We start from the raw sequence: 19,079 nt of genomic DNA, 5'->3' as shown, positions 1-19,079 counted from the left end.
CGCGCCCCGAGCCTCCAGGGTGGATCAGCCGTTCGCCTGGGACACCTGGTCCTGGGCGGTCTGCAGCGCGGACTTGATGTCACTGTCGGACACCGTGCCGCCGGTTGCGATCTTGGCGAACATGTCGTTCATCGCCTTGCCGACCGTGGACTCGAACTGGTCCTCGGCGGGCACCAGCGGGAGCGGCTTCGCCTTGTTGTTGTAGATGTCGAGGAACGTCTTCGTCTGCTCGTCGGTGACCGAGTCGGCAGCGGAGGCGAGCACCGGCAGGGCCGAGTACGGCTTGTCGAGCGTGGTCTGCGTGGCCTCGCTCGTCATGTACTTGACGAACTTGAGCGCGCCGTCCTTGTTCTTCGTGTTCTTGAAGATCGACAGGTTGATGCCGGCCGGGAAGCTCGCGATGTCCTTGCCGCCCTCGGGGGCCGGGAAGGGGACCACGCCGAAGTCGTCGGCGGACATGCCGTTCGACGTGATCGTCGCGTTCGCGTTGTTCTGCGTCAGCATCATCGCGGCCTTCTTGTTCGCGAAGTCCGAGACCGCCTGGGTGCCGTTGTCGTACTGCGCGTTCGAGGTGTTGACCACCTTGTCGCTCTGCATCAGGTCGAGGTAGCGCTTGATGCCGTCGACGTTGGCGCTCGACGTGAAGGTCGGCTTGCCGCTCTTGTCGAACCACTCGCCGCCGTTCTGCGCCGAGTTGATGAACGCGAAGTGCGCGTTCTCGGTGTACGAACCACCCGCGATGGTGAAGCCGTACTTGCCGTCGGTGGTGAGCTTCTTGGCGTCGGCGGTCAGGTCCTCCCAGGTGGTGGGGGCCTCGATGCCGGCGTCCTTGAACATCTGCTTGTTGTAGTACAGGCCGTAGGCGAGGCCGTAGAGCGGGACGCTCGTGACGGTCTTGCCGGGGGCGCCACCGGTGGAGAGCGCGACCTTGCCGAACTTGTCGGCACCGCCGATCGCCTTCATCTCGGAGGAACCGAACTCCTGGAACGCACCGGTCGCCTGGAGCGACGTCGCCCAGGTGTTGCCGATGTTGACCACGTCAGGGCCCTGCCCAGAGGTGACGGCGGTCTGGATCTTCGTCTGCAGGTCGTTCCAGCCGATGACCTGGAGGTTGACCTTGATCCCGGTCTCCTTCGTGAACTTCTCGAGGACGGGGGTCAGCACCTCCTTGTCGTTCTGCAGGGACGTGCCCTGGTTCGACGCCCAGTAGGTGAGCGTCTTGGAGTCGCCGGACGAACCGGAGCCTCCGGAGGAGCAGGCTGCGAGGCCGGTCACGGTGAGTGCCGCGGCCGCGGTGATGGCCAGTGCGCGGATGGCAGTGCGCATGACTCTCTACTTTCTCGTCGTTGAGATGGTGCAGTGGGATCTGCGGGGTGCTCCGGGTGGAGCGGTTTCGGGTGCTGCTGTGTGGTGTCGGCGGGCTGCGTCGTCCGACGACGTGGTGCGGGGCGGACCCCGGCCGTCAGGCCAGGGTCTGCTCCGCGGGGTCCCAGCCCTCGGGGAGGGTCGGGGAGGGTGCGACGGTGCTCTCGACGAGCACCGCCGCACCACGTTCGGCACTCTCGGCGATGGAGACCATCACGTCGAGGACGTGGAACGCGAGGGCGCCGGGGACCCGGTTCTCCTCGCCTGCACGGAGCGAGCGGGCCAGGTCGACCACGCCGGTGCCGCGCGAGTAGGTGGAGCCGACGGCCGGGATGGTCTCCGGCTCCTCAGAACCGAGCGCGTACAGCTCGGTGTCGCCGTCGAAGTTGTTCGGGTCCGGGAAGACGACCGTCCCGGTCTCCCCCGCGATCTCCACGAAGCCGGTGCGGCCGCGGTCCGACTCGAACGAGAACACGCTCTGCGCGCTCCCGCCGTTCTCGAACTCGATGAGTGCCGAGTGGTTCGTCGGCACCTCGACCGGGAACTCGGTGCCGGCCTTCGGTCCCGAGCCGATCGTGCGCGTCGCGCGGGACTTCGACGACGTCGCCGTCACCTTCGCGACCGGGCCGAACGCCTGCACGAGCGTCGTGATGTAGTACGGGCCGATGTCGAACAGCGGACCCGCGCCGTAGGCGAAGAGGAACTCGGGGCTCGGGTGCCACGACTCCGGGCCGGGGCTCTGGAACAGCGTCAGGCCGTTCAGCGGCGTCCCGATCCGACCGTCGCGGATGGTGCGGAGCGCGGTCTGCAGGCCGGCACCGAGGAAGGTGTCCGGCGCGACGCTGACCGTCTTGCCCGCAGCAGCCGCGGCGTCGCGCAGCTGTGCGGCACTCGAGCGGTCGAGCGCGTAGGGCTTCTCGCCCCAGACGTGCTTGCCGGCGGCGAGGACCTGCAGCGCGACCTCGACGTGGGCGGCGGGGATCGTCAGGTTGACGACGATCTCGATGTCGTCGATCGCCAGGAGCTCCTCGACGGTGCCGGAGCCCGCGACGCCCCACTTCTCCGCCTGCGCAGCCGCGCGGGGCAGGTCGATGTCGGCGATGAAGTGGACCTTCACGTCGGGGAAGACGGTGAGGTTCGAGAGGTACTGGTCCGAGATGACCCCGGCGCCGATGACGCCGACGCCGACCGGGCCGGTCTTCGTGGTGGTCTGGGCCTGTTCGCCCGTCGCGGTGTCGGTCATGCGTCCACTCCCTGCAGGAACGTGTACGAGTCGGCGACGGCCTGGAAGACGTCGCCGTCGTGGTCGTCGAGCTCGATGACGTGCAGGGCGTTCGGCGCAGCCGCGACGATCTCGCGGATGGGCATGATGCCGTTGCCGACCGCGACCTGCTGCTTGTCGTCGTGCGACCCGTCGCCGTCCTTGACGTGCAGGAACTGCACCTTGTCGCCGAGCTTCTCGATGACGGCCACCGGGTCGTCGCCACCGACCTTCGCCCAGTAGGTGTCGAGCTCGAGCACGACGTCGTCGGAGAGGGCGCCGGCGAACACCTCGTAGGCACTGACGCCGTCGATGCGGTTCGAGAACTCGAACGCGTGGTTGTGGTACCCGAGGGTCAGGCCGTGGTCAGCGGCACGCGGGGCCAGTGCGCTGAGTTCGCGGGCGATGGCCTCGACGTCCTCGCGGGTGGTCCAGCGGGCCTCGTCGATGTGCGGGTCGATCAGCGTCTCGGTGCCGATCGTCGCCGTGGCGTGGAAGATGCGCTCGAGGTCCTGCTCACCCGCGTCCAGCAGACGTGCGTGGCCGCTGGGGGCCTCGAGTCCTGCCTCCTTGAGCGCGGCCGCGTACTCGTCGGCGCGGTCCACGTAGCCGAAGAGTTCGACCTTCGTGAAGCCGATGCCGGCGATGCGCTGCAGGGTGCCGGGAAGATCGGCTCCGAGTGCGTCGCGGACCGTGTAGAGCTGAACCGAAAGCGGTTGTGTCACCAGTGTTCTCCTCATCGAGACGGTGGTCGTCACTGACCGAGCGTCACACTACGAGCACTTCTGTCGGCGGTCAAGCAGAAGTCCGCATATCTTCGGCGGACTTCATTGCGTGCCCTGTTCGATGTGTGGTTCACTCCCCCCATGGTCGACTTGACACGGACGGCAGCGTCGCCTCCGGTCGGGACGAGCGAGCTCTTCCAGATCCTCCGCGACGGTGTGCCGCGGACCCGGGCCGAGCTCGCCGCACTGACGGGGGCAGCACGCTCCACCATCGGCGTGCGCCTGGACGCGCTCGCGGACATCGGGCTCATCGGGCCCGTCGAGACCGCGGCGTCCACCGGTGGCCGCCCACCGGCGCAGATCGCGCTCCGTTCCACCTCGCGCCTCGTGATCGCCGCGGACCTCGGGGCGTCGCACGGCCGCGTCGCCGTCACCGACCTCGTCGCAGCACCCCTCGCCACGCGCGAGGCCCGCATCGACATCGCCGCCGGCCCCGTCCCGACGCTGACCTGGCTGGTCGAGGCGATCGACGAGCTCCTGTCCGAGGTCGGTCGCGCCCGCGACGACGTCATCGCCATCGGCATCGGCGTCCCGGGGCCCGTCGAGTTCTCCACCGGTCGGCCGGCGAACCCGCCGATCATGCCCGGGTGGGACGGCTTCGACGTCCCTGGCTGGCTCCGGCAGCACGTCTCCGCGCACGTGCTGCTCGACAACGACGTCAACATCGCGGCGCTCGGCGAGCGGGAGCACGGCTGGTCGAACGTGGACCACCTGCTGTTCGTCAAGGTCGCCACCGGCATCGGCTCCGGCATCGTGTCCGAGGGGCGGCTCCAGCGAGGCGCACAGGGCACTGCCGGGGACATCGGGCACGTGCGCGTCTCCCGCGCCGGCGACGTGCCGTGCCACTGCGGGAACACCGGCTGTCTCGAGGCCGTCGCCTCCGGGCCCGCGATCGCCCGGTCGCTCCGGGCGAAGGGCCACGACGTGCACACCAGCGCGGACGTCATCGACCTCGTCACCCGCTCGGACCTGGACGCCATCGGGGCGGTCCGGCAGGCCGGCCGGGACATCGGCGAGGTCCTCGCGACCTGCGTGTCCCTCATGAACCCCTCGGTCATCGTGCTCGGCGGATCGATCACGCAGGCGGGCGAGCACCTCCTGGCCGGCGTCCGGGAGGTCGTGTACTCCCGCTCGATGCCGCTCGCCACCGAGCACCTCGTCATCGCGCCCTCCCGTGCCGGGGGCATCGCGGCGCTTCAGGGAGCGGCCGCGCTCGCGATCGGCTACGCCCTCTCCCCCGCAGGCGTCGACGAGCTGGTCGCGTACGCAGAGGGGCGCGAGCTGGTCTCCTGACCGCGCGTTCCGGTCGGCGCGGTGCGCCGGTTTCCGTCCGTCGGTGCTCGGGGAGAGAATCGTCGGGTGACGATCGTGCAGCCCACCCTGTGGGACAGCCTGGAGGCCGAGCCCGGCCCCGGCGCGTCCGTCACCGGCGCGCACGACGCGTTCACGAGCCTCCGGGGCCACACCGAGCGGATCGTCGCGCACTCCTCAGACCGCGTCGCGTGGCTCCGCGCCCGCGCCGCGGGCATCACCGCCACGGACGTCGCGCGGCTCGCCTCGCTCCGCGCGGTCGAGGCCGTCATCGCGGACAAACGCTACGGTTCCCGGTTCTCCGGCAACGCCTACACCGAGCACGGCAAGGAACGGGAGCCCGTGATCGCCGCGTGGGTCGCCGCCACGCACGGCATCCAGCCGTCGGCGCACCTGTTCCACGCGAGCGCCAACCGTGCCCACCTCGCGACCCCGGACGGCGTCGGACAGGACCGGGACGGCCGGCTGCTCCTCGCCGAGATCAAGACGACGTCGTCCGGCTGGAAGCGTGTCCCGCGGCACTACCTGCGGCAGGTCTGGTGGCAGCAGTACGTGCTCGGCGCCGAGCGCACGTTGTTCGTGTGGGAGAAGCACGACGGGTTCGTGCCGATCGCGGACGAGCCCGAGTGCCGGTGGATCGACCGCGACGACGACCAGATCCGCGGACTCGTGCAGCTGGCGGACATGGTGCTGGACCGCCTGCGCGACGCCCGCTGACGTCCCGGCTACACCCGGATCAGGCGCAGTCGGCTCATGCCGATCACGAGCAACCCCATCAGGGCGATGAACACCGCCACCCCGAGGCAGTACAGCGCCACGACCCCGTAACCGAGGCTCGGGTTCAGGAACGGGTACGGCACCCAGCCGTCGGTCGCCCCGCGGACCAGCACCACGACCAGCCAGACCGCCGGGTAGAGCAGGAACCACCACACGTGGCGGGTGCGCAGTCGGGCACGGTCGGAGAACAGCAGCCAGTCGAGCACGGCGTACACGGGGATGACCTTGTGCAGCAGGTCGTTCGACCACGGCACGGTGAACGAGTTGCCGAGCGCTGCCTCGACGAGCAGCGTGTTGTAGACGATGCCGGTCGTGGCGATGTAGACGGTCGCGGCACCGCGGAACACCGACGCACCGACCCCCTCGCGCTGCCGGCGGGCCGCGGCGACCAGGGCGACGGCGAACGCGACGGCGATGATGATGTTCGACTGGATCGTGAAGTAGCCGAAGAAGTTCCAGAACACGACACCGGGACCCTGGGACGTCCGGATGAACTGGGCGACGATCGCGGCGACCACCGCGATCACGGCGATGAGCCGGAGGGAGTTGACGAGCGTGCGCACAGGGCCACGCTATCGGCTCGCATGCAGAAGGCCCCGCACCGATCCGGTGCGGGGCCTTCTGGCGTCAGATCAGTTCGATCAGATGCTGTTGACGTCCAGCGGGATGCCGGGGCCGAAGGTCGTCGAGACGGCGCCCTTCATGACGTAGCGGCCCTTCGAGGCGCTCGGCTTGAGGCGGTTGATCTCCTCGAGCGCGGTCGAGATGTTCTCGTCGAGCTGCTCGGCGGTGAACGAGGCCTTGCCGACGACGAAGTGCACGTTGGCGTGCTTGTCGACGCGGAACTCGATCTTGCCGCCCTTGATGTCGTTGACGGCCTGCGCGACGTTCGGGGTCACGGTGCCGGTCTTCGGGTTCGGCATGAGGCCACGCGGGCCGAGCACCTTGCCGAGACGACCGACCTTGCCCATGAGCTCCGGGGTCGAGACGGCCGAGTCGAAGGCGGTGTAGCCTTCGGCGACCTTCGCGATGAGCTCGTCGCCACCGACCTCGTCGGCGCCGGCGGCGATGGCGGCCTCAGCAGCGGCACCCGTCGCGAAGACGATGACGCGGGAGGTCTTGCCGGTGCCGTGCGGCAGGATGACGGTGCCACGCACCATCTGGTCCGCCTTGCGGGGGTCGACGCCGAGCTTCAGCGCGACCTCGACCGTGGAGTCGGTCTTCGCAGAGCCGGTCTCCTTGGCCAGGGCGACGGCCTCGGTCGGGGTGTAGAACTTGTCGGCCTCGATCTTCGCGGCCGCGGCCTGGTAGGCCTTGGACTTCTTCGCCATGGTGGTCTCCTTGCGAGATACGTGGTTGACGAGCCGGCGAGGCTCTCCCACGGAAGGGTTTGGGGGTGTGGACCTGAGTGATGAGCCCTAGTGCTTGGACAGCACTACGCCTCGACCGTGATGCCCATCGAACGAGCAGTGCCGGCGATGATCTTCGCGGCCTGGTCGATGTCGTTGGCGTTCAGGTCGGCCTGCTTGGTCTCGGCGATCTGACGGACCTGGTCCATCGAGATCTTCGCGACCTTGACCGTGTGCGGGGTCGCGGACCCCTTCTGCACACCCGCAGCCTTCTTGATGAGTTCAGCGGCCGGCGGGGTCTTGAGGATGAACGTGAACGAACGGTCCTCGTAGACGGTGATCTCGACCGGCACGACGTTGCCACGCTGCGACTCGGTCGCGGCGTTGTACGCCTTGCAGAACTCCATGATGTTCACGCCGTGCTGACCGAGCGCCGGACCGATCGGCGGGGCCGGGTTGGCGGCTCCCGCGTTGATCTGCAGCTTGATCAGGCCCGTGACCTTCTTCTTCGGTGCCATGTTGTGCTTCCTCCTGGAATCGAACGCACGGGGATCCGTGCACTCTCCCGCGTGGCCGGCGGTTCCGGCTCGCGGTCACGAGCCCGACGCACGAGGCGTTCGGGCCCAAACTCGATAAGTGTACTCGACTAGAGCTTGGTGACCTGGTCGAAGCTGAGCTCGACCGGGGTCTCGCGCTCGAACAGCGAGACGAGGACGGTCAGCTTGCCGCTCTCCGGCTTGATCTCGGAGATCGATCCGGGAAGCCCCGCGAACGAGCCTTCCTTGATGGTGATCGTCTCGCCGACCTCGAAGTCGACCTCTGCGGCCGGGGAGGCCTGCGTCTGGCCGCTGCCCTTGCCGCCCTTGGTCGGTGCCGGCTCGGCGACCTGGACCAGGGACTTCAGCATGCCGAACGCCTCGTCGAAGCGGAGCGGCGTGGGGTTGTGCGCGTTGCCGACGAAGCCGGTGACACCGGGGGTGTGCCGGACGACGGACCACGAGTCCTCGTTGAGGTCGAGACGCACGAGCACGTAGCCGGGGATCCGGACGCGCGTGACGAGCTTGCGCTGACCGTTCTTGATCTCGACGACGTCCTCCATCGGGACCTCGACCTGGTAGATGTAGTCCTCCATCGACATCGAGACCATGCGGTTCTCGATGTTCGACTTCACGCGGCGCTCGAAGCCCGCGTAGGAGTGGATGACGTACCACTTGCCCGGCTTCATCCGCAGCTCGGCCTTGAAGGCCTCGTACGGGTCGACCTCGGCGGGCTCCTCGTCCTCGAGCGCGTCGGCGGCTTCGTCCGCGGCGATCGTGGCGTTCGCCTCGGCGGCGGACTCCTCTTCGATCTCGGACTCTTCCTCGTCCTCGACGGCCTCGACGGCGGCTTCTGCCTCGTCGGCGGTGTCGATCTCGAGCGCGTCGTCGACGATCGCGTCGGCCTCGGGGTCCTGCGACTCCGCGAGGGCGGTCAGGCTCTCGTCGATGCCGAGCGACTCGTCGTCCTCGTCCTCGACCGAGATCGCGCGCTCCTCGGCGGACTCCGCCGAGCGCTCCTCACCGGTCTCGACGTCGCCTTCCTGGTTCTCCTCCACCTCGGAGGACTGCTCTGCAGCGGTCGCGAGGTCGATGTCGTCGCGGGAGTTGTCAGACACTGTCGGTTCTTTCCGTTCGGTGGTGCGGATCGGGTTGGCGTTCGGTCTCCGGGTCTGCCTGGTTTCGGCTCCGCCCGCACGATGTTCGATCAGCACCGTGCTGATCTGCGCGGGCGGGGAACCGGGTGACCCGGGAGTCGGCCCGTGTGGACGAGCCTACGTGGACGGCCTGATCAGGCGGTCGGACCGTTGCCGAAGACGTAGCCGACACCGAGTCCGAACACGAAGTCGAGGACCGACACGAGGATCATCATCACGACGACGAAGACCAGGACGACACCGGTGTAGCTGAAGAGCTCCTTGCGGGTCGGCGTGACGACCTTGCGGAGTTCGCCGATGACCTGGCGGATGAACAGGGCGATCGCGGCGAACGGCCCGCGGCGCCCGGCCCGGTCCTGCTTCGCCTTGGCGACGACGTCGTCCGCCGTCGCTTCCACGTCTTTGCTCGCCAACTTCTACCCTTCCAGAGTTGCAGGGCGGACAGGACTCGAACCTGCAACCTGCGGTTTTGGAGACCGCTGCTCTACCAATTGAGCCACCGCCCTTCAGGGGCCGATCCGGCTCCTGGGTGAACACGTCCGCCGTCAGGCAGGCCGTGACCACCGCAGATGAGTGTACGGGAGTGCGTCACACGGTGTCCACTTGAGGGCCGCTCCGGCGTGCCGCGCCGATAGGCTGGACCGGTGAGCACCGCAGCCAACGGCCCCGAGTCCACCGCCAACCAGCGCCCGCGCATCGCGTCCCGCATCGCCGCGATCGCCGAGTCCGCCACGCTGAAGGTCGATGCCAAAGCCAAGGCGCTGAAGGCCGCCGGTCGCCCGGTGATCTCCTTCGCGGCCGGCGAGCCCGACTTCGCCACGCCGGCGCACGTCGTCGACGCCGCGGTCGCCGCAGCGCAGGACCCGAAGAACCACCGCTACACGCCCGCGACGGGCCTCCCGGAGCTCAAGCAGGCCATCGCCGAGAAGACCGCCCGCGTCTCCGGCGCGACCGTCGACGCCTCGCAGGTCGTCGTCACGAACGGTGGCAAGCAGGCGGTCTACGAGGCGTTCGCCACGATCGTCGACGACGGTGACGAGGTCCTGCTCCCCGCTCCGTACTGGACCACCTACCCCGAGGCGATCCGTCTCGCCGGCGGTGCGCCCGTCGAGGTCTTCGCCGGCAGCGACCAGGACTACCTCGTCACGGTCGAGCAGCTCGAGGCAGCGCGCACCCCGAAGACGAAGGCGCTGCTGTTCTGCTCCCCCTCGAACCCCACGGGCGCCGTGTACTCGGCCGAGCAGACCCGCGCGATCGGCGAGTGGGCGCTCGAGCACGGCATCTGGGTGATCAGCGACGAGATCTACCAGGACCTCGTCTACGACGGCACCGAGTTCGCCGGCATCCTGCAGCAGATCCCCGCCCTCGCCGACACCACGATCCTGGTGAACGGCGTCGCGAAGACCTACGCGATGACCGGCTGGCGCGTCGGGTGGTTCATCGGCCCGGCCGACGCCGTGAAGGCCGCCTCGAACCTGCAGTCGCACCTGTCGTCCAACGTGTCGAACGTGTCGCAGCGCGCCGCGATCGCCGCCCTGAACGGCCCGCAGGAGCCCGTCGCCGAGATGCGCGAGGCGTTCGACCGCCGCCGCAAGGCCATCGTCGCCGGGCTCAACGCGATCCCCGGGTTCGTCACGCCGACCCCGAAGGGCGCCTTCTACGTCTACCCCGACGTCACGGCACTCCTCGGTCGCGAGTGGGCAGGCAGCACCCCGACGACGTCGCTCGAGCTCGCCGACCTGATCCTCGAGCACGCCGAGGTCGCGGTCGTCCCCGGCGAGGCGTTCGGCCCCTCCGGCTACCTCCGGCTGTCGTACGCCCTCGGCGACGACGACATCACCGAGGGCGTCGCCCGCCTGGCGAAGCTCTTCAGCTGACACTGCCTCTTCGGCTGACCGCCCCCTCGCCAAAGCGACAGTGTCCGCCCGGATTCCGGGCGGACACTGTCGCTTTCGCGGTGCGGGTTGGTGCAGAGCCGGGAGGCTCGTCCCGCGTCAGGCGAGCAGGTCGCCGACCACGACGGGTTCCGGCACGAGCGACACGCCGAACCGGTTGAGCACCGTCAGCTGGACGTAGCGCGCCAGCTCCGCGACCTGCGCGGCCGTCGCGTCGCCGCGGTTCGTCAGCGCGAGGGTGTGCTTCGACGAGATCGCCGCGTGCGACCCGGCGAGCGCGTACCCGCGGTGCACCCCGGCGTGCTCGATGAGCCAGGCGGCGCTGAGCTTGACGTCGTCGCCGGCCGGCCAGCGCGGTGCGTCGGCGGGCAGCGACTCCGCGAACCCGGCCGAGACGATCGGGTTCGTGAAGAACGAACCGGCGCTCCAGGTGTCCGGGTCCTCGGCATCCAGGACCATGCCCTTCGCGGCACGCAGACCGAGGACGGTCGAGCGCACCACGGCGGGGTCGACACGGTCGCCGAGGGTCACGCCGAGGGACCCGGCGAGCTGCGCGTACCGGACGGGCACACCGCCGTCGGTGTCGGTGCCGAGTGCGAACTCGACGGTGAGGACGACGCCCCGACGCCCGTGCTTCAGCGTGGACGTGCGGTACCCGAGCGCCAGCTCGGCGGCCGGCACCCACGTGCGCTCCCCCGTTGCCGCATCGAGGAACTCGACCCGGGTGAGCACGTCGGAGAGCTCGACCCCGTACGCCCCGATGTTCTGCACGGGGGACGCACCGACGGTGCCCGGGATGCCGCTCAGGGCCTCCAGTCCGGTCCAGCCGTTGTCGACGGTCGACGCGACGAACGCGTCCCACGGCTCACCGGCCGCGACGCGGACGGTGACGCCGTCCGCGGTGGCCTCGTGCTCGACGCCGCGCGTGCGGACGAGCACGACGGTGCCGTCGAACCCGGCGTCGGCGACGAGCAGGTTGCTGCCCCCGCCGACCACGAGCCACTCCTCGTCCGCCCAGGCGTCCCTGGTGTGCGCGACCAGCTCGTCGGTCGTCTCCGCGACCAGGAGCCGTCCGGCGGGGCCACCGACACGGAGGGTGGTCAGCTCCGCGAACGCCTGCTGCGACACGGTCAGCGGAACGCCACCGTGACCTGCGCCTTGCCGAGCACGGTCTGCTCGGCGGCGGTCACGGTGAGGTCGATGCGCTGCGGACGGCCCTCGTCGTCGACGGTGCCGACCTTGGCGACGATGCCGACGTCCGCGCCGGTCTCCGGGTCGACCACGACGGGCCGGGTGAAGCGGACCCCGTACGACACGATCCAGCCGCGGTCGCCGAGCCACTCGGAGACGGGCTGGACGGCGATGCCCATCGTGAGCATGCCGTGCGCGAGCACGCCGGGGAGCCCGACGGACGCGGCGACGTCGTCGCGGTAGTGGATCGGGTTGAAGTCACCGGAGGCGCCGGCGTACCGGACGAGGGAGTCACGCGTGATGTGCACCTGTCGTTCGGCGACGACGGTGCCCACGGTGATCTCGGTTGCTGCGTCGGTCATGCGTCGTCCCCCCGGACCACGAGGGTGGAGGTCGCCGTGACGACGTGCTCCCCCGCGGCGTCGTTCATCGTGCTCTCGGCCGTGACCATCGCGTTGCCGCCGAGCGTCTTCACGCTCGTGACCGTCAGGGTCGCGGTGAGTTCGTCGCCGGCGACGATCGGTCGGTCGTAGGTGAACTTCTGCTCGCCGTGCACCACGCGCGAGAAGTCGATGCCGGCGTCGGGCTCGGCGAGGAGCTGCGCGAGTGTGGCTTCCTGCACGACGACCGCGAACGTCGCCGGGGCGACGACGTCGTCGTGGCCGGCTGCACGTGCGGCGTCCGGGTCGTGGTGGATCGGGTTCGTCGCGAACGTGGCACGGGCGAACTCGCGCACCTTCTCTCGACCGACCAGGTACTTCGGGGCCGGCGGGAACGTCCTGCCGACGAGCTCGGGGTTCACTGACACGACGGGGAGTCTACCGAGGCCGGTCGGGGCTTGCGATTCATGAGTATGCATCGGCTATGCTGGTTCCCGCGGCGCCGGGGGGGCGCCGGTTCGTTCGAGGGGGATGCACGTGGAGTCGACGATCGAGTTCGCCGTGCACACCGGCGATCGGCGCACGGCGATGGAGCTCGCGGCCGCGGCGCTGCGATCCGAGGGCCACGACGTCGTGGCCGCACCCGGGTCGATCACCGCGACGTCCGGCAGTCGGTTCCTGACGGTGCTGCTCGGAGCGCTCGTGCACCCGGCGAAGCAGTACCGCCGGTACGAGGTCATCGTGTCCACGGCGGGAGGCAGGTCGCTGCTGACGCTCCGGCACGCCGGACACGGGCCGGCCGTCGCTGGCGGGTCGATCGGCGCCGCTCGACGCCGGGAGCGCTGGCACGACGTCGTCCGGGTCCTCGAGCGGACGCTCCGGTCCGCCGGGCTGCTCGTTGCCGACGTCGATCGGGCCGGGCGGTAGCGACGCTCCGCTGCGCCGTGCGGCTGCGTCGTGTACCGCTCGGTTGCGCCCGCGCACGATCGTCGCGCCCCGGCATGACGGGGCGCGGTGTTCGTACGGGGGTGCGAACGCGACAAACCGGCGCCCGGGCCCGGGCCCGGGAACGACGAAAGCCCGGCGCGGACGCCGGGCTTGCGGTAGCGAGGGCGGGACTTGAACCCGCGACCCCACGATTATGAGTCGTGTGCTCTAACCAACTGAGCTACCCCGCCACAGATCCGGCGCTGGTTTCTCGCCGGGTCGGAGCCCCGAGTCAGGATTGAACTGACGACCCCTTCCTTACCATGGAAGTGCTCTACCACTGAGCTATCGGGGCGTGTACCGCGAGCGGCACCACACGAGGATAGCAGAACCCGGACGGTGGTCTGGAACCGGCCGTGACGCCCGGGCGCGCCGCCTCGTGGAGCTAGTTCGCGTTGGCCTGGAGCCACGCCAGCGGGTCCACCGGGACGCCGTCGACGTGCACCTCGAGGTGCAGGTGCGGGCCGGTCGAGTTGCCCGTCGAGCCCACGAGCCCGAGCTCGTCCCCGACCGCGACCTGCTGGCCCTTCACGACCTTGAACGAGTTGTCCATCATGTGGCCGTAGACACTCGTGAACTGCTTGCCGTCGACGTCGTGCTCGACCCACACGTCGTTGCCGAAGCCACCGTCGTTCGGCTGCACCTTGATGACGGTCCCGGAAGCGATGACGCGGATGGGGGTTCCCGCCCCGGGGGCGAAGTCGACGCCCTGGTGGTTGGTCGAGCAGAACGAGCAGCCCTCGACCTGGCGCCCACCGAATCCGGAGGTGATCGGCACGCCGGTCAGGAACGGCCACTGGATCGTGCCGTTCGGATCGTTCGTGAAGCTCGACGAGTCGACGTTCTTGTACTGCGTGGCGTCGGACACGGTGTAGGCGTCGCGGTTCGTCGAGCCCTCGGTCGCGTCACCGACGCGGAGCGACTGTGTGTCGCCGTCGGCGGCGGCCTGCACGGTCGTCGAGCCGGGCTCCGGCGTGTAGAGGGCCTGCGCGGGCAGGGAGGTCGACACGACCAACCCGGCGACGAACAGCAGCGCGCCGACGGCGGTCGCGCGCGAGGCGTTCTTGCGGAACGACGCACCCGTGCGCTTCGTCGGCACCGGCGCGGCAGCCACGGACGGGCGGCCGGCACCGAGGTGGCGCGTGGCCCGGTCGACGCGGGGGGCCGGAGCGGTGGTCCGGCGACGAGCGGGAGGCACCTGGCCGCTCACCCGGCGGGTCGCTGCGGGTGCGACGACCGGCGACGACGGTGCGGGCGGGGTCGCCGGCTCGATCACGGACGCCGGCAGGACGGGCGATGAGGGCGCCGGCGGCGTGACGGGCTCAGCCTGGTCGGACGGCGACACCGGGGCGGCGTCGATCGACGCGGCGTCGACCGGCCCGGCCGATGCGATGTCCTGGGAGTGCTGGACGCCGTGCTTCGCTGCTGCGCGCTCCGCTTCGATGCGGGCCCGGCGGGTCATGTGGACCACGGGCGAGGCGCCGTCGGTGGTCCTTCCGTCGAGGGTGGTTCGTCCGGAGACGGCGGGCTGCAGCGTGGCTTCGAGCATGCGTTTCGGTGGGGATCCTGATCAGGGCTGTCGGCGCTCGTTGATAACGAGCAGATAACGGGACTGCAGCGACGGTACCAGGGGTCGTAGCGTGCCGCCAGTCGTGGTCATGACCACACAGGGGCCCCAGAGGTGGGGGTCAGGACCCGAGGACCCCGGCTTCGACCCGACGCACGAGGGTCTCGAGCTCGGCGGCGATCGACGGTGCGGCGAAGAGGAACGAGCGCGTTCCACCGGCTTCCCACGACGTGACGACGGCGCCGGCGGAGGCGGCGACGATCGATCCGCCGGCCATGTCCCACGGGTTGATCCCGCGCTCGTAGTACGCGTCGACGACCCCTGCGGCGACCGAGCAGCAGTCGAGTGCGGCCGACCCGCCACGACGGATGTCGCGGACCTCGCCGAGCAGTCCGGTGAGCACGGCGACCTGCTCCCGACGGCGGTCGGCGGTGTACCCGAAGCCCGTCGCGACGAGCGTCTCGCCGAGGGAGGCGGGCTCCCCCACGGTGATCACGGTGCCGTTGCGGGTGGCGGGCTCGCCGGCGACCGCACGGAACACATCACCCGTCGCCGGGGCGATGACCACGCCGGCGATCGATTCCCAGACCGCAGGGTCCGGGTCGCCGCGGACGACACCGATGCTGACGGCGTACTGCGGGCTGCCGTAGAGGTAGTTGACGGTGCCGTCGATCGGATCCACCACCCACGTGATGCCGGAGGTTCCGTCGGCCCCGCCGGTCTCCTCGCCGAAGAACCCGTCGTCCGGCCGGGTGGCACGGATGCGGTCGTGCACGAGAGCCTCGACCTCTCGATCGGCGGCCGTGACGACGTCGACGATGCTCGACTTCCGGTCGGCGACCTCGACTCCTTCTGCACGACGACGAGCGGCGAGCTCGGCGGCTTCGGTCGCGATGGACTCGGCCAGGTCGGCGAGCTCGGTCGGGGTCGGGTCTGCGCTCATGCACTCGATCCTTCCAGGAACGAGCAACAACCCCGTCAGGAAGGGGACCCAACGAATCAGGGCCCCGTCAAAACGGGGCCCTGCGTTGTTCCGTCACCATGCGCAGACAGTTCTCCAGCACATGGACACGTGGCGAGTGAGGGATTCGAACCCCCGAAGGCTACGCCGGCTGATTTACAGTCAGATCCCTTTGGCCGCTTGGGTAACTCGCCATGTGCGCACCCAGCCCGTGTAGTCACCAACCGGAGGCGCCAGAACAGCATACCGGATGGCCGACGATGGTCGTGACCACCGTGGCGCGGACCGAGGTCGGCGCTCCCCGTTAGGCTGTCGGGCATGGCAGACAGCTCCTTCGACGTGGTCAGCAAGGTCGACAAGATGGAGGCGGACAACGCCCTCAACCAGGCCGCCAAGGAGATCGAACAGCGCTACGACTTCAAGGGCGTCGGCGCATCGATCGCGTTCAGCGGTGAGGACGTCCTCATCAAGGCGAACACCTCCGAGCGGGCGACCGCGGTCCTCGACGTGTTCGAGTCCAAGGCGATCAAGCGCGGCATCAGCCTCAAGAGCCTTGACGCCGGCGAGCCGTACCCGTCGGGCAAGGAGTTCCGCATCGAGGTGAAGTTCAAGAACGGCATCGAGCAGGACGTCGCGAAGAAGATCGGCGCGTTCCTCCGGGCGAACGCCGCGAAGAGCGTGAAGAGCCAGATCCAGGGCGACGAGCTCCGGGTCTCCTCGAAGAGCCGCGACGACCTCCAGAACACGATCCAGCTCCTCAAGGGTGAAGAGTTCGACGTGCCGCTGCAGTTCATCAACTTCCGCTGACGCCCCGCGCGCCCGCGAAAGACGACTCGACGCCCCCGTGGAGCACTGGCTCTCCGTCACCCTGACCGTTCTCCTGGTCCTGCTGGACCTGGCGATCCGTGCCTTCTCGCTCATCTACGTCCCGATCAACCGGAAGCCGCAGACCGCGACCGGGTGGTTGCTCGCGATCTTCCTCATCCCCTACATCGGCTTCATCGTCTTCCTGGTCATCGGGTCGACGAAGCTGCCGAAGGCCAGGCGGGAGAAGCAGACCGAGATCAACGCCTACATCCTCGAGCAGACCGAGGGCATCGAACGCGTCCGTCGGGACCACCCGTGGCCGCCGTGGTTCGAGAGCATCACCGAGCTGAACCGCAAGCTCGGCGCGATGCCACTGGTGGGGGGCAACTCGGCGGAGCTCTACCCGGACTACGACGAGTCGATCGCCGAGATGGCCCGCGCCATCGACGACGCACGGCGGTTCGTGCACGTCGAGTTCTACATCGCGACGCTCGACGACACCACGCGCGGCTTCTTCGAGGCACTCGCCCGGGCGCAGGCGCGCGGCGTGACCGTCCGCTTCCTCATGGACCACTGGGCGAGCCGCGGCTACCCCGGGTACAAGGACACGCTGGCCTTCCTGGACCGCGCGGGCATCGAGTGGCACCTGATGCTCCCGCTGCAGCCGTTCAAGGGGAAGTTCCAGCGCCCTGACCTCAGGAACCACCGGAAGATCATGGTCATCGACGGGTCGGTGGCGTTCACGGGGTCGCAGAACCTCATCGACAAGTCCTACGACCTCAAGGCGCACATCGAGAAGGGGCTCGCGTACAAGGACCTGTTCGCCCGCTTCGAGGGTCCGGTCGTCGCCGGCATCAACGCCCTGTTCGTGACCGACTGGTACAGCGAGACCGACGAACTCCTGCTCCGCGAGAGCGACCCGGTGCAGCGAGCCGACCGCGGCGACGCGCTCGACTGCCAGGTCGTGCCGTCCGGCCCCGGGTTCGACGGCGAGAACAACCTGCGCCTCTTCAACGCGCTGCTGTACTCGGCGCAGAAGAAGGTGTCGATCACCTCGCCGTACTTCGTCCCCGACGACTCGATGCTGTACGCCATCACGACGACGGCGCAGCGCGGGGTCGAGGTCGAGCTGTTCGTCGGGGAGATCGGCGACCACGCGATGACCTGGCACGCGCAGCGCTCCTACTACGAGGGGCTCCTCCGCGCCGGCGTGAAGATCTGGCTGTACCGCTCGCCGACGATCCTGCACGCGAAGCACTTCACGATCGACGACGACGTCGCCGTGATCGGGTCGAGCAACATGGACATGCGGTCGTTCAGCCTGAACCTCGAGATCTCGGTGATGGTCCGTGGGGAACGGTTCGTCGACGCGCTCCGCGGCGTGCAGGACGCCTACCGGAAGGACAGCATCCCGCTCGAGCTCGACGCGTGGCTCGGTCGCACGCGTCGTTCGCAGGTGCTCGACAACATCGCGCGGCTCACGGCAGCCCTGCAGTAGCGGCCGGGAGGCCCGGTGCGCGTCCGGCGCGCCGGCTCGGTCAGCGCGGGACCACCGACACGATCCGTGCGACCAGACGCTCGGCCGGCCCACGTCCCAGGAACCGGCTCCACAGCGCGGCGAACAGGCCGGCGCCGATGGCGAACCACCACCACGTGGCCGGCTCCTGCGGGAGCGGCGGCAGCACCGCGATGACGACGAGGTGCAGCGCGTAGATCGTCAGCGGCATCGACCCGATCGCGGCGAGCGGGAAGGCGATCCGGCGGGCCACGGCACCGCGCCCGTCGAACAGCAGCGTGCAGAGCCCGATCACGGCGACGGCGACGCCGGCGGTCCCGACGACGTCGACGATCGACGACGAGTGGTCCCGCGGCGACAGGAACACCTGCGCGAACGCCTGCCCCGCGGACGCGCCCTGCGGCACGAACGGGACCCCGGGGAACGCGTCACCCGCGTCCGTTGGCACCGGTGCCGTCACTGCCCCGGCGAGGTAGGCCGCGGTGGCGACCACTGCGCCGGACGCGAGGAGCGCGACCTGCGTGCTCCGAGCCTCTCCCCACCGGCACGGCCCGGACGCCGCTGGCGCGTCGTCCGGGAACCGGCGGCGTGGGCCCAGGTCGGATCTGGCGACCGCGAGCCCGACCAGCACGTACGTCAGGAACGTGACCACGGGGTAGACGAGGCCGAGCTGCAGCGTGAAGGTGCTCGCGTCCGCGTAGGCCGGGACGATCGCGATCGCGACGGGCGCAGACAGCAGCGCACAGACGCCGGCGGCGGAGACGAGTGCCCACCGGGGCCAGCGCAGCGCCGGGAGCACCAGCAGGAACAGCACCCCGTAGGTCGGCAGGATGACGTAGACGGGCGTGTTCAGCGCCATCAGCAACAGGCCGATCACGACGATGACGACGGCCCGGATCGCCAGCCGTGCGCGCACCCGCCCGATCTCGGGAGGACCCGGCGGGTCGGTCCGGCCGCTCACCAGGCCCACCGAGACGCCGGCGAGCACCGCGAACAGCGTCGACGACCGCCCGTTCACCACGGCCGACCAGGTGGAAGGGTCCGACCAGTCGAGCTGCTCGGCGACGCCCCCGACGTGCGCGGCCACCATGCCGAGGAGTGCGACGGCACGGGCGACGTCCACCCCGTACAGGCGTGGGGGGGGGGGGGGGGGGGGGGGGGGGGGGGGGGGGGGGGGGGGGGGGGGGGGGGCGGGGGGGGGGGGGGGGGCGCGGGCGCGGGGGCCCAGCGGCGC

At 69.7% G+C, this 19,079-nt stretch carries 20 protein-coding genes and 4 tRNA genes; 6 read left to right on the top strand and 18 right to left on the bottom strand.

What is annotated here, in order from left to right:
• Positions 1 to 24: 24 nt before the first annotated feature.
• The 3 genes from ACIPJ2_RS15645 to ACIPJ2_RS15635 form a co-directional block, all read right to left on the bottom strand.
• Positions 25 to 1,326, bottom strand: coding sequence for an ABC transporter substrate-binding protein (locus tag ACIPJ2_RS15645; protein WP_281265121.1), 1,302 nt, complete (start codon positions 1,324 to 1,326; stop codon positions 25 to 27).
• 136 nt (positions 1,327 to 1,462) lie between these two features.
• Entirely contained in the window at positions 1,463 to 2,608 is a 1,146-nt protein-coding gene (locus ACIPJ2_RS15640; protein WP_402729577.1) for a Gfo/Idh/MocA family protein, read from the bottom strand.
• On the bottom strand, positions 2,605 to 3,351 hold the full coding sequence (locus tag ACIPJ2_RS15635; RefSeq protein ID WP_402729576.1) for a sugar phosphate isomerase/epimerase family protein: 747 nt from the start codon (positions 3,349 to 3,351) through the stop codon (positions 2,605 to 2,607). Before ACIPJ2_RS15635 ends, ACIPJ2_RS15640 begins: the two co-directional genes overlap by 4 nt.
• A gap of 141 nt (positions 3,352 to 3,492) precedes the next feature.
• On the opposite strand from ACIPJ2_RS15635, the gene ACIPJ2_RS15630 reads away from it, so the two are divergent.
• Entirely contained in the window at positions 3,493 to 4,704 is a 1,212-nt protein-coding gene (locus ACIPJ2_RS15630; protein ID WP_402729575.1) for an ROK family protein, read from the top strand.
• Positions 4,705 to 4,770: 66 nt separating this feature from the next.
• Complete coding sequence (locus tag ACIPJ2_RS15625) at positions 4,771 to 5,439, top strand: YqaJ viral recombinase family protein (protein ID WP_402729574.1); 669 nt, start codon at positions 4,771 to 4,773, stop codon at positions 5,437 to 5,439.
• Between the two features lie 8 nt (positions 5,440 to 5,447).
• Here ACIPJ2_RS15625 and ACIPJ2_RS15620 read toward each other — a convergent pair whose 3' ends face one another.
• The 6 genes from ACIPJ2_RS15620 to ACIPJ2_RS15595 all read right to left on the bottom strand — a co-directional run bounded on the left by ACIPJ2_RS15620 (position 5,448) and on the right by ACIPJ2_RS15595 (position 9,047).
• On the bottom strand, positions 5,448 to 6,062 hold the full coding sequence (locus ACIPJ2_RS15620; RefSeq protein WP_402729573.1) for a Pr6Pr family membrane protein: 615 nt from the start codon (positions 6,060 to 6,062) through the stop codon (positions 5,448 to 5,450).
• A gap of 78 nt (positions 6,063 to 6,140) precedes the next feature.
• The gene (gene rplA, locus ACIPJ2_RS15615; RefSeq protein ID WP_281265126.1) at positions 6,141 to 6,830 is read right to left on the bottom strand and encodes a 50S ribosomal protein L1; all 690 of its coding nucleotides are present in this window, start codon (positions 6,828 to 6,830) and stop codon (positions 6,141 to 6,143) included.
• Between the two features lie 104 nt (positions 6,831 to 6,934).
• Positions 6,935 to 7,366: a 50S ribosomal protein L11 gene (gene rplK, locus ACIPJ2_RS15610; protein ID WP_281265127.1), complete on the bottom strand. Its 432-nt coding sequence runs from the start codon at positions 7,364 to 7,366 to the stop codon at positions 6,935 to 6,937.
• A 128-nt stretch (positions 7,367 to 7,494) separates the two neighbouring features.
• Positions 7,495 to 8,502 carry a transcription termination/antitermination protein NusG gene (gene nusG, locus ACIPJ2_RS15605; RefSeq protein WP_402729572.1) on the bottom strand — a complete coding sequence of 336 codons (1,008 nt, stop codon included), beginning with the start codon at positions 8,500 to 8,502 and terminating at the stop codon, positions 7,495 to 7,497.
• 173 nt (positions 8,503 to 8,675) lie between these two features.
• Positions 8,676 to 8,939 carry a preprotein translocase subunit SecE gene (secE, locus tag ACIPJ2_RS15600; protein ID WP_402729718.1) on the bottom strand — a complete coding sequence of 88 codons (264 nt, stop codon included), beginning with the start codon at positions 8,937 to 8,939 and terminating at the stop codon, positions 8,676 to 8,678.
• Positions 8,940 to 8,974: 35 nt separating this feature from the next.
• Positions 8,975 to 9,047, bottom strand: a tRNA-Trp gene (locus tag ACIPJ2_RS15595).
• A 189-nt stretch (positions 9,048 to 9,236) separates the two neighbouring features.
• Between ACIPJ2_RS15595 and ACIPJ2_RS15590 the strand changes: the two genes are divergently transcribed.
• A complete protein-coding gene (locus tag ACIPJ2_RS15590) occupies positions 9,237 to 10,418 on the top strand; it encodes a pyridoxal phosphate-dependent aminotransferase (protein WP_402729717.1) in 1,182 nt (393 codons plus the stop codon).
• A gap of 117 nt (positions 10,419 to 10,535) precedes the next feature.
• Here the strand turns inward: ACIPJ2_RS15590 and ACIPJ2_RS15585 are convergent, their stop codons facing one another.
• The 3 genes from ACIPJ2_RS15585 to ACIPJ2_RS15575 are packed head-to-tail and all read right to left on the bottom strand — an operon-like array spanning position 10,536 to position 12,435.
• Positions 10,536 to 11,570: a UDP-N-acetylmuramate dehydrogenase gene (locus tag ACIPJ2_RS15585; RefSeq protein ID WP_402729716.1), complete on the bottom strand. Its 1,035-nt coding sequence runs from the start codon at positions 11,568 to 11,570 to the stop codon at positions 10,536 to 10,538.
• Positions 11,567 to 11,989, bottom strand: coding sequence for a MaoC/PaaZ C-terminal domain-containing protein (locus ACIPJ2_RS15580; protein ID WP_402729571.1), 423 nt, complete (start codon positions 11,987 to 11,989; stop codon positions 11,567 to 11,569). Before ACIPJ2_RS15580 ends, ACIPJ2_RS15585 begins: the two co-directional genes overlap by 4 nt.
• Positions 11,986 to 12,435 carry a MaoC family dehydratase N-terminal domain-containing protein gene (locus ACIPJ2_RS15575; RefSeq protein ID WP_402729570.1) on the bottom strand — a complete coding sequence of 150 codons (450 nt, stop codon included), beginning with the start codon at positions 12,433 to 12,435 and terminating at the stop codon, positions 11,986 to 11,988. The genes ACIPJ2_RS15580 and ACIPJ2_RS15575 overlap by 4 nt, the downstream gene beginning before the upstream one ends.
• A gap of 109 nt (positions 12,436 to 12,544) precedes the next feature.
• Between ACIPJ2_RS15575 and ACIPJ2_RS15570 the strand changes: the two genes are divergently transcribed.
• Positions 12,545 to 12,934 carry a hypothetical protein gene (locus ACIPJ2_RS15570; RefSeq protein WP_281265134.1) on the top strand — a complete coding sequence of 130 codons (390 nt, stop codon included), beginning with the start codon at positions 12,545 to 12,547 and terminating at the stop codon, positions 12,932 to 12,934.
• A gap of 177 nt (positions 12,935 to 13,111) precedes the next feature.
• On the opposite strand, the gene ACIPJ2_RS15565 is transcribed toward ACIPJ2_RS15570, so the two are convergent.
• From ACIPJ2_RS15565 to ACIPJ2_RS15545, 5 genes are all read right to left on the bottom strand, one after another.
• Positions 13,112 to 13,185: transfer RNA gene (locus ACIPJ2_RS15565), tRNA-Met, on the bottom strand.
• Between the two features lie 32 nt (positions 13,186 to 13,217).
• Positions 13,218 to 13,289, bottom strand: a tRNA-Thr gene (locus ACIPJ2_RS15560).
• A 90-nt stretch (positions 13,290 to 13,379) separates the two neighbouring features.
• Positions 13,380 to 14,543 carry a peptidoglycan DD-metalloendopeptidase family protein gene (locus tag ACIPJ2_RS15555; RefSeq protein WP_402729569.1) on the bottom strand — a complete coding sequence of 388 codons (1,164 nt, stop codon included), beginning with the start codon at positions 14,541 to 14,543 and terminating at the stop codon, positions 13,380 to 13,382.
• A gap of 139 nt (positions 14,544 to 14,682) precedes the next feature.
• A complete protein-coding gene (locus tag ACIPJ2_RS15550) occupies positions 14,683 to 15,504 on the bottom strand; it encodes an inositol monophosphatase family protein (protein WP_402729568.1) in 822 nt (273 codons plus the stop codon).
• A 130-nt stretch (positions 15,505 to 15,634) separates the two neighbouring features.
• Positions 15,635 to 15,716 (bottom strand) — tRNA-Tyr (locus ACIPJ2_RS15545).
• Positions 15,717 to 15,840: 124 nt separating this feature from the next.
• Between ACIPJ2_RS15545 and ACIPJ2_RS15540 the strand changes: the two genes are divergently transcribed.
• Both ACIPJ2_RS15540 and cls read left to right on the top strand, forming a co-directional pair.
• On the top strand, positions 15,841 to 16,329 hold the full coding sequence (locus ACIPJ2_RS15540) for a YajQ family cyclic di-GMP-binding protein (RefSeq protein WP_281265137.1): 489 nt from the start codon (positions 15,841 to 15,843) through the stop codon (positions 16,327 to 16,329).
• A gap of 37 nt (positions 16,330 to 16,366) precedes the next feature.
• Positions 16,367 to 17,827, top strand: a complete 1,461-nt coding sequence (gene cls, locus ACIPJ2_RS15535; protein ID WP_402729567.1) for a cardiolipin synthase — start codon at positions 16,367 to 16,369, stop codon at positions 17,825 to 17,827.
• 40 nt (positions 17,828 to 17,867) lie between these two features.
• On the opposite strand, the gene ACIPJ2_RS15530 is transcribed toward cls, so the two are convergent.
• Positions 17,868 to 18,968 (bottom strand): heparan-alpha-glucosaminide N-acetyltransferase domain-containing protein, encoded by a 1,101-nt coding sequence (locus ACIPJ2_RS15530; protein ID WP_402729566.1) that lies wholly within the window; start codon positions 18,966 to 18,968, stop codon positions 17,868 to 17,870.
• Positions 18,969 to 19,079 lie beyond the last annotated feature (111 nt).

Origin of the sequence: Curtobacterium sp. NPDC090217 (genome assembly GCF_044746705.1) — a bacterium.
Classification (GTDB): domain Bacteria; phylum Actinomycetota; class Actinomycetes; order Actinomycetales; family Microbacteriaceae; genus Curtobacterium.
Note: the sequence above shows the minus strand (reverse complement) of the source record. Positions and strands in the feature narration are given on the sequence as shown.

Coding starts and splice junctions, on each gene's coding strand:
- ACIPJ2_RS15540 (WP_281265137.1), top strand. CDS start 15,841: ATGGCAGACAGCTCCTTCGACGTGGTCAGCAAGGTCGACAAGATGGAG.
- rplK (WP_281265127.1), bottom strand. CDS start 7,366: ATGGCACCGAAGAAGAAGGTCACGGGCCTGATCAAGCTGCAGATCAAC.
- ACIPJ2_RS15580 (WP_402729571.1), bottom strand. CDS start 11,989: ATGACCGACGCAGCAACCGAGATCACCGTGGGCACCGTCGTCGCCGAA.
- ACIPJ2_RS15550 (WP_402729568.1), bottom strand. CDS start 15,504: ATGAGCGCAGACCCGACCCCGACCGAGCTCGCCGACCTGGCCGAGTCC.
- ACIPJ2_RS15645 (WP_281265121.1), bottom strand. CDS start 1,326: ATGCGCACTGCCATCCGCGCACTGGCCATCACCGCGGCCGCGGCACTC.
- ACIPJ2_RS15630 (WP_402729575.1), top strand. CDS start 3,493: ATGGTCGACTTGACACGGACGGCAGCGTCGCCTCCGGTCGGGACGAGC.
- ACIPJ2_RS15640 (WP_402729577.1), bottom strand. CDS start 2,608: ATGACCGACACCGCGACGGGCGAACAGGCCCAGACCACCACGAAGACC.
- ACIPJ2_RS15555 (WP_402729569.1), bottom strand. CDS start 14,543: ATGCTCGAAGCCACGCTGCAGCCCGCCGTCTCCGGACGAACCACCCTC.
- rplA (WP_281265126.1), bottom strand. CDS start 6,830: ATGGCGAAGAAGTCCAAGGCCTACCAGGCCGCGGCCGCGAAGATCGAG.